Genomic DNA, 9,007 nt, shown 5'->3' with positions numbered 1-9,007 from the left:
CGCACCGTCGCCCCGGCGCCGGTCGCGGCGGCTCATTGCCGCGGAATTCCCGGTCAAGATTCCGCAGCGTTTCGGTCTCGGCGAGAGCAATACAGCGGCAGCCCGGGTCGGACTTCTCACACGGCTCACGCGTCTCGTACGACGAAGAGCCCGGCACTCCGAGGAGTACCGGGCTCACACGTGTGCCAGGAGCCGGGTCAGACCACCTCGACGCCCGGCCGGCCCGCCTCGACCCGCAGCCTGGCCAGCGTGCTCGGCGTCGCCGACGGCTGCCGTACGGTGTCGACCACCCTCACCTGCGCGTCGATGCCGGCGCGGCCGATGTCGAAGAGGTGGTAGCCGCGGTGGGCGTCGAGCAGCTTCCAGTGGGGGTTGTCCGGGCGGCGCGGGTCCCACTCCTTGCGGAAGGCCGCCTGGTCCTGGTCGCCGTTGCTGGAGATGGAGGTGCCGACGAACTCGGCGCCGACGACTTCGGAGTCCGGGTCGGCGTAGTCCTCCTTGAGGTCGCTGATCATCGTCAGGTGCCGGTCTCCGGAGAGCACGACGGGGTTGCGCACCTGCTTGAACTCCTGCAGGAATCGGTTGCGTTCGGCCTGGTAGCCGTCCCAGGCGTCGTAGAACCAGAGCTTGCCCTCGCCGACCTGGAGGTCCGTCTCGGCCATCATGATCTGCGAGGCGATCAGGTTCCAGCGGGCCGGCGAGTACTGCAGCCCGTTCAGCAGCCACTGCTTCTGCCGCGCGCCCAGCATGGTCAGCGACGGGTCCTGGGCACCGGCCTGGCTGGTGGCCTGGTCGCTGCGGTACTGCCGGGTGTCCAGGACGTTGAGCCGGGCCAGCCGGCCGAACTCCAGACGGCGGTACATCCGGATGTGCGGTCCGTCCGGGACGGCGGTCGCACGGACCGGCATGTGCTCGTAGTACGCCTGGTAGGCCGCGGTCAGCCGGGCCACGAACGCGTCGTGCGGCTGCTTGTCCGGGTCCTGCGGGATCTCGCCGGCGAAGTCGTTGTCCACCTCGTGGTCGTCGAAGGTCACCACGAAGGGCGCGTTCGCGTGCATGGCCGCGAGGTCCGGGTCGGTGCGGTACTGGGCGTACCGGTTGCGGTACTGGACGAGGCTGAAGGGTTCACCGGTCCCCTCGTGGCGCCGTACGCCCGTCGCCGAGGGCGTGGACTCGTAAATGTAGTCGCCGACGAACACCACGACGTCCGGGTCCTGCTCCAGCATGTCTGCGTATGGCGTGAAATAGCCGTGCTGCCAGTTCTGGCAGGAGGCCAGGGCCATGCGCAGGGAGCCACCGGAGCTGTAGGGGTGGGGTGCGGTGCGGGTGCGGCCGACGGGCGAGAGCTGCCCGCTGGTGCGGAAGCGGTACCAGTACGTACGGTCCGGGCGCAGGCCGCGTACGTCCACGTGAACGCTGTGCCCGTACTCGGGCCGGGCCTGGGCGGTGCCCCGGCGGACGGGCTTTCTGAACCGCTGGTCCTCCGCGAGCTGCCACTCCACGGGCACCACCCGGTCGGGCATACCGCCGCCGTTCAGCGGGTCCGGGGCGAGCCGGGTCCACAGCACGATGCCGTCCGGCAGCGGGTCTCCGGAGGCGACGCCGAGGCTGAACACGCCGTCGGGCAGCGGCGTCTCGGCCCCGTGGGCGGTGGCGGGGAGCCACAGCTGGGCGGAGGCCGCCGCGCCGAGGACCGCGGCACCGGCGGTCAGAAAACGGCGTCGGTCGGGGGATACTGCTCCGGTCATCGTCTGACTCCCTTACCTCGCTGGCCACTTGGACACGGGGAAGCTTCACGCTCGCGGGCGGTCCGCCCGCTGAACGCCGGAGTTCACGTACATGACAACTAAGCAGACAAAAGAAGACCCACCGCCAGCGTCGGAACAAGCCGTTGCCGGGGTGGGTCTGACAGATGATCAGCCAGGGATCACCGGGCGAAGCCCGCGCCGAGGGCGGAGCCGTCCGCGACGGTGCCGAGGGTGCCCGCGCCGAAGCTGATCGAGCCGGTGGCCGTGGGGGCGTTGACGGGGTTGGGGAACGCCCAGACTCCCCCGTCCCGGTTCTCCCCGGTGGCGCTGACGAACAGCTCGGGCCGGCCGTCGCCGCCCACGTCGAGCAGCTTGGTCTCGGCGCCGAAGAAGTCGTTCTGCTCCGCCGTGCCCGGGACGTTCGCGGTGTTCTGGTTCATGGCGACGGCGCCTTCGCCGGTCAGCCCGGACTTCCCGCCGCGCAGGACGGTGAACTGCCCGGCCGCGTACACGTCCCCGATGCCCTCGGTCCCGCTGCCGGTGGAAACGTCGGCGTAGCCGTCGCCGTTGACGTCGGCGACCGAGATGCCCCCGCCGAAGCCGTCGCCCCACTCCGGGCTGCCGGGCACACCGGGGGTGTCCTGCGTGGTGATCGTCGTACGGGAGGTGTCGGGGCCGTCGGCCGAGCCGTACACGACCCCGATCTGGCCGCCCTTCAGCAGAGGGTCCTCCAGCGGGACTTCACCGGAGCCGTCGACCGGGCGGCCGATGACGAGGTCGCCGAACCCGTCCTTGTTCACATCGCCGATGCCGAGGCTCTCGCCGCCGCGCATCCGCGTGCCGTCGGGGTTCTTCAGCGGGGCGGGGGCGCTGAGCCCGTCCGCGGTGCCGCGCAGGTAGACCGCGCGGCGGTGCTTGGCGTCCGGGTCGTGCAGGTCGTCGTCGCTGTTGTCGTGGATGAGCGCGACCAGGTCCGTGATGCCGTCGTGGTCGACGTCACCGGCGGCCACGTCGTCCGTGACGTACTCGGCCTCCAGGGCGAGGCGGTGGCTGCTCGCGGCACCGGCGGTGCGGTCGAACGGCCCGTACAGCAGGCGGTTCCCGGTGGCGAGGTCCAGGTGACCGTCGCCGTTGAAGTCGCCGAGCGCCGGGCGGAGCGGGTCGACGCGGTCCTCCTCGGTGCCGGTGGCCACGGCCGTACCGCCCGACAGGCCCTGCGGCCCGCCCCACAGCACGGCGAGCGTGCCGGCGTTGATGACGTCCCCGACGTCCTCGCCCTGCGCGCCGGTGACCAGGTCGGCGTAACCGTCGCCGTCCAGGTCACCGGCGGCCAGACCGTCCCCGTAGTAGTCCTCGGCCTCGGCGGCACCGGGTATGCCCGGGGTGTCCTGGCTGATGACCTGCTTGTGGGCGAGGTCGATGCCCTTCGCCGAGCCGTAGACGACGGCCACGTACCCGGCACGGACCTTGCCGCCCGCCTTGCCGTGAGGGGCGGCGACGGCCAGGTCCTGGTAGCCGTCGCCGTTGAAATCGTCGTGGAGCTTCGCCGCGGCGGCCGGGGTGGTGGGGGCGGCGTCGGCGGCGTGCGCGGCCATCGGGACGGTGACGGCCGCGACCACGGCGATCGCCGCCGCCACCCCGACTCCTCGGCCGATGCTGCGCTTGCTCATGGACTGGGGCACGTGAACTCCGGTGATCCGCTGGGCAGTTGGACGCGGCGAGGAACAAGATCCTCATCCGCGCTGCCCTGTACGACTCACCGGAGCGCCAGTTGGTTGCCTCAGGATCCGTTTCGTCTTTGCTTTCCGTTAACCTTCGGACCCAGAAACGGATCAGAACGGCTCGAAGTCGTCGAACTCCCGCTCCGCCTCGTCCCGCTCGGCCTGCCGGTCCCTGCGGCGCTGCGCGGCCGGTCGCGCCTCCTCCAACCGGTGGTCCTCACCGCGTCGCCCGAGCATTTCGGCCCCGGCCATCACGGACGGCTCCCAGTCGAAGACGACCGCGTTGTCCTCGGGACCGATGGCGACACCGTCGCCGCTCCGGGCCCCGGCCTTCATCAGTTCCTCTTCGACTCCGAGCCGGTTGAGCCGGTCCGCCAGGTAGCCGACCGCCTCGTCGTTGTTGAAGTCGGTCTGCCGCACCCAGCGCTCGGGCTTCTCCCCGCGCACCCGGAACAGCCCGTCGTCCTCGCGCGTCACGGTGAAGCCCGTGTCGTCCACGGCCTTGGGCCGGATCACGATCCGCGTGGCCTCTTCCTTCGGCTTCGCGGCCCGCGCCTTCGCCACGAGCTCCGCGAGCGCGTACGACAGCTCCTTCAGCCCCATGTGCGCCACGGCCGACACCTCGAACACGCGGTACCCGCGCGCCTCCAGGTCGGGCCGCACCATCTCGGCCAGCCCCTTGCCGTCCGGTACGTCGATCTTGTTCAGCACGACGATCCGCGGACGGTTGTCGAGCCCGCCGTACTCCCGCAGCTCCGACTCGATGGCGTCGAGGTCGGAGGCCGGGTCGCGGTCCGACTCCAGCGTGGCGGTGTCCAGGACGTGCACGAGCACACTGCACCGCTCCACGTGCCGCAGGAACTCCAGGCCCAGGCCCTTGCCCTGGCTGGCTCCCGGGATCAGCCCGGGCACGTCGGCGATCGTGTACACCGTCGAGCCGGCCGTGACGACACCGAGGTTCGGCACGAGCGTGGTGAACGGGTAGTCGGCGATCTTCGGCTTGGCGGCGCTCAGCACCGAGATCAGGGACGACTTGCCGGCGCTCGGGTATCCGACGAGGGCCACGTCGGCGACGGTCTTCAGCTCCAGGACGACTTCACGCACGTCTCCCGGCTCGCCGAGCAGCGCGAACCCGGGCGCCTTGCGCCGCGCGGACGCCAGTGCCGCGTTGCCGAGCCCGCCCCGGCCGCCCTGCGCGGCGACGAACGACGTGCCGTGCCCGACCAGGTCGGCGAGGACGTTGCCCGCCTTGTCGAGCACGACCGTGCCGTCCGGCACCGGCAGGACCAGGTCCTGTCCGTCCTTGCCGAAGCGGTTGCCGCCCTCGCCGGGCTTGCCGTTGGTGGCCTTGCGGTGCGGGGAGTGGTGGTAGTCCAGGAGCGTGGTGACGGACTGGTCGACGGTGAGGATCACGTCCCCGCCGCGACCGCCGTTGCCGCCGTCGGGCCCGCCCAGTGGCTTGAACTTCTCACGGTGAACGGAGGCACAGCCGTGACCTCCGTTACCCGCGGCGACATGCAGCTCGACGCGGTCCACGAAGGTGGTCATGGTGTGTGCCTCCAGTGATGTACGGCCGTTGTGTACGGGTTGTACGGGGTTGTTCTCTGCGTAACACGCGAAAGGCGGACCCGCTTCCCGTGAGGGAAGTGAGGTCCGCCTCGCGAAAGCTTCCGGTCAGGCGACCGGAACGATGTTCACGACCTTGCGGCCACGGTGGGTGCCGAACTGCACCGAACCGGCCTGCAGCGCGAACAGCGTGTCGTCGCCGCCACGGCCGACACCGGCGCCCGGGTGGAAGTGGGTGCCGCGCTGACGGACCAGGATCTCACCCGCGTTGACGACCTGACCGCCGAAGCGCTTCACGCCGAGCCGCTGGGCGTTGGAGTCGCGACCGTTCCGGGTGGACGATGCGCCCTTCTTGTGTGCCATTTCTCCTCAGTCCCTTACTTCGCAGCCGTGGGGATCTCAGTGACCTTGATCGCCGTGTACTGCTGGCGGTGGCCCTGGCGACGGCGGTAACCGGTCTTGTTCTTGTAGCGCAGAATGTCGATCTTCTGGCCCTTGTGGTGGTCCACGACCTCGGCCTGGACCTTGATGCCGGCCAGCACCCACGGGTCGCTGGTCACGGCGTCGCCGTCGACAACGAGCAGGGTCGAGAGCTCGACCGTGTCGCCAACCTGGGCAGTGGAAATCTTGTCAACCTCAACGATGTCGCCGACAGCAACCTTGTGCTGGCGACCACCGCTGCGCACGATGGCGTACACGCGGACTCACTCTCTCGCTCGGGAAACGGCACCCCCGCAGGCCAGCCACCCGACACAGCGAGCGGCCTCTCCTGGGCGCCCGGCGCCCGGAGGATGAGGTTTACGGGGATGTGACGCGTCATTCGACACGCCGACGGTCAAGGTTACGGGGCCGCGGCCAAGAGGGTCAAACCGAGCCGGGTCCGCCACCTGTGCGACCGGTCACGCCGGTCGCGTCCGCCGGGGCGTACGCGCGGTCCGCGCACGCCCCGGCGGACGTCGGGACGATCAGTCCTCGTCGGTGGAGGCCGAGACGGAGGAGCGGGACTGCTCCGCCGCGACGGTCTTCTTCGACGTGGTCTTCTTGGCGGCGGTCTTGGTGGTCTTCGCCGCCTTCTTCGCCGTCGTCTTCTTGGCCGCGGTCTTCTTCGCCGCGGTCTTCTTGGTGGCGGCCTTCTTCGCCGTGGCCTTCTTGGCCGTCTTGCGGGCCGTCTTCTTGGCCGGGGCCGCCTCCTCGGCGGCCTCCTGCTCGGCAGCACCGTCAGCCTCGGCGACCTCCGGGGCCTCCTCGGACGCGGCCGACGGGACGACCACGACGGCCGCCTCCTCGGGCGCGGTGGACACGGTGGGCTTGCGCACGGCGCGGCGCCGCGGACGGGCCGGGGCGGCGCTCTCGGCGGGTGCCTCCGCGACCGCCTCGGCAGCCGCCGCGGGCTCTTCGGCCTGCTCGGGCTCCTGCGCGGCCTCGGCCGCGGCGGGCGCCGTCTCGGACACCGTCACGACGGTCGCCTCCGCCCCCGCCGGAGAACCGGCCGGCGCGGACACCTTGCGCGTCGCCCGCCGGCGGCCACGGCCCTTGGGCGCGGCTTCCTCGGCGGCCGGGGCCTCGACGACCGGGTCCTCGACGGCGATCGGCTCGGCGTGCGCCTCGGCGGCCGGTTCCGGCTGCACCGGACGGGCCACCTCCTCGGCGGCGGTCACGTCCTGAGCCGTCGGCACCTCGGCCTGCCTGTCCTGCTCGGCCTTCGGCTCCGCCGTCTCACCGCGCGGCGCACCCGCCGGAGCCGACGCCCGCCGGCTCGACCGGCGCCGCGACCGACCGCGCGTGGCCGCGGCCTCCGCCTCGGCGGCACTGCTGTACAGCTCCTCGTCGGGCTCGAAGGCCGGCTCGGGCAGCGCGATCGGCTCGGCGATCTCGGCGCCGACCTCGGCCTCGGTCTCCGCCTCCTGCTCGGCGGTCTCGACGGCCGCCTCGTGCACGTGCGGCTGATCGGCGGCACCGGCACGGGCACGCTTCTTGCGCTTGCCGCCGCCTCCGCCGGCGCTGGTCGGCTGCTCCATGTGCACGATGACACCGCGTCCGTTGCAGTGGACGCAGGTCTCGGAGAAGGACTCCAGGAGCCCCTGCCCGACCCGCTTGCGGGTCATCTGCACGAGCCCCAGCGAGGTCACCTCGGCCACCTGGTGCTTCGTACGGTCCCGGCCCAGGCATTCGAGCAGGCGCCGCAGCACCAGGTCCCGGTTGGACTCCAGCACCATGTCGATGAAGTCGATGACGATGATGCCGCCGAGGTCGCGCAGCCGCAGCTGGCGCACGATCTCCTCGGCCGCCTCCAGGTTGTTCCTGGTGACGGTCTCCTCGAGGTTGCCGCCCTGACCGGTGAACTTGCCGGTGTTGACGTCGACGACGACCATCGCCTCGGTCCGGTCGATCACCAGCGAACCGCCGCTGGGCAGCCAGACCTTGCGGTCCAGCGCCTTGGCGAGCTGCTCGTCGATCCGGTACGTGGCGAAGACGTCGACCTCGGAGGTCCACTTCTGGAGCCGCTCGGCGAGGTCCGGCGCGACGTGCGAGACATAGCCGTGGATGGTCTGCCACGCCTCGTCGCCGCTGACGACGACCTTGGAGAAGTCCTCGTTGAAGATGTCGCGCACGACCCGGACGGTCATGTCCGGCTCGCCGTACAGCAGCGTCGGCGCGTTGCCGCCGTTCTTGGCCTTCTTCTGGATCTCCTCCCACTGCCCCTGGAGCCGCTCGACGTCCCGGCGCAGCTCGTCCTCGCTCGCACCCTCGGCGGCGGTGCGCACGATGACGCCCGCGTCCTCGGGGACGATCTTCTTGAGGATCGTCTTCAGCCGGGCCCGCTCGGTGTCGGGCAGCTTGCGGCTGATGCCGGTCATGGAGCCCTCGGGCACGTACACGAGGTAACGGCCGGGCAGGGAGACCTGGCTGGTCAGACGGGCGCCCTTGTGCCCGATGGGGTCCTTCGTCACCTGGACGAGCACGGACTGCCCGGACTTCAGGGCGGACTCGATGCGCCGCGGCCCGTTGGCCATGCCGAGCGCCTCGAAGTTGACCTCACCGGCGTACAGCACCGCGTTGCGGCCCTTGCCGATGTCGATGAAGGCGGCCTCCATCGACGGCAGCACGTTCTGCACCTTGCCGAGGTAGACGTTGCCGACGTACGAGACCGCCTGCTCCTTGTTGACGTAGTGCTCGACGAGCACGTTGTCCTCCAGGACGCCGATCTGCGTACGGTCGCCGTGCTGGCGGACGACCATCACGCGCTCTACGGCCTCGCGCCGGGCCAGGAACTCGGCCTCGGTGATGATCGGGACGCGCCGGCGGCCCTGCTCGCGGCCCTCCCGGCGGCGCTGCTTCTTGGCCTCCAGACGGGTCGAGCCCTTGATGGACTGCACCTCGTCGGACGGTTCGGCCTTGGGGCGGGGCTCTCGGACCTTGACGACCGTGCGCTCCGGGTCGTCCTCGGACGGCTCGGCCTCGGGCGCGCTGTCACCGGCACGGCGACGGCGGCGACGGCGCCGGCGGCTGCTGCTGGAGCCGCCCCCGCCGGACGACTCGTCGCGGTCGGCGGCCTCGTCGGACTCGTCCTGGTCCTCCTCGGTCTGCTCCGCGGTGTCCTCGGCGTCCTGCCCGGCCTGTCCGGCGGCGACCTGCTCGGACTCGGCGTCCGTGCCCTCGCCGGCCTCGGCGTCGGTGTCGGCGGACTCACCACGCCGACGACGGCGGCCGCCCCGGCGACGGCGACGGCGCGAGCCGGTGCCCTCGGAGTCGTCCTGGTCGTCGCCCTCGGCGGACTCCTCGGGCTCCTCGGACTCGTCGACGGCGCTCTCGGCGGGGGCCTCGGTGCTCTGGGCCTCGGTGGTCTGGGCCTCGGGCTCGTCCCCGGCACCCCGGCGACGGCGACGGCGGCGCGAACCGCCGGGCTGCTCGTCCCGCGCCTCCGCCGGCGCGGACTCCTCCGCCTCCTCGGGCTCCTCGGTCCCGGCCGCC

At 71.5% G+C, this 9,007-nt stretch carries 6 protein-coding genes; all 6 read right to left on the bottom strand.

The features are described from left to right. Positions 1 to 197 precede the first annotated feature (197 nt). Complete coding sequence (locus CCL05_RS02630; protein ID WP_086558845.1) at positions 198 to 1,748, bottom strand: alkaline phosphatase D family protein; 1,551 nt, start codon at positions 1,746 to 1,748, stop codon at positions 198 to 200. Between the two features lie 179 nt (positions 1,749 to 1,927). After that, positions 1,928 to 3,418: an FG-GAP-like repeat-containing protein gene (locus CCL05_RS02625; protein ID WP_244204132.1), complete on the bottom strand. Its 1,491-nt coding sequence runs from the start codon at positions 3,416 to 3,418 to the stop codon at positions 1,928 to 1,930. A 162-nt stretch (positions 3,419 to 3,580) separates the two neighbouring features. Beyond that, positions 3,581 to 5,017 (bottom strand): GTPase ObgE, encoded by a 1,437-nt coding sequence (gene obgE / locus CCL05_RS02620; protein WP_086558843.1) that lies wholly within the window; start codon positions 5,015 to 5,017, stop codon positions 3,581 to 3,583. Between the two features lie 126 nt (positions 5,018 to 5,143). Then, positions 5,144 to 5,398, bottom strand: coding sequence for a 50S ribosomal protein L27 (gene rpmA, locus CCL05_RS02615; protein ID WP_010041940.1), 255 nt, complete (start codon positions 5,396 to 5,398; stop codon positions 5,144 to 5,146). Between the two features lie 14 nt (positions 5,399 to 5,412). Next, positions 5,413 to 5,733 carry a 50S ribosomal protein L21 gene (rplU, locus tag CCL05_RS02610; protein ID WP_020269559.1) on the bottom strand — a complete coding sequence of 107 codons (321 nt, stop codon included), beginning with the start codon at positions 5,731 to 5,733 and terminating at the stop codon, positions 5,413 to 5,415. Between the two features lie 267 nt (positions 5,734 to 6,000). Next, positions 6,001 to 9,007, bottom strand: a 3,007-nt coding sequence (locus tag CCL05_RS02605; RefSeq protein WP_086558842.1) for an Rne/Rng family ribonuclease, incomplete at its 5' end; no start/stop codon positions are given.

This window comes from Streptomyces africanus (assembly GCF_002150735.1).
GTDB classification, from domain to species: Bacteria; Actinomycetota; Actinomycetes; order Streptomycetales; family Streptomycetaceae; genus Streptomyces; species Streptomyces africanus.
Note: the sequence above shows the minus strand (reverse complement) of the source record. Positions and strands in the feature narration are given on the sequence as shown.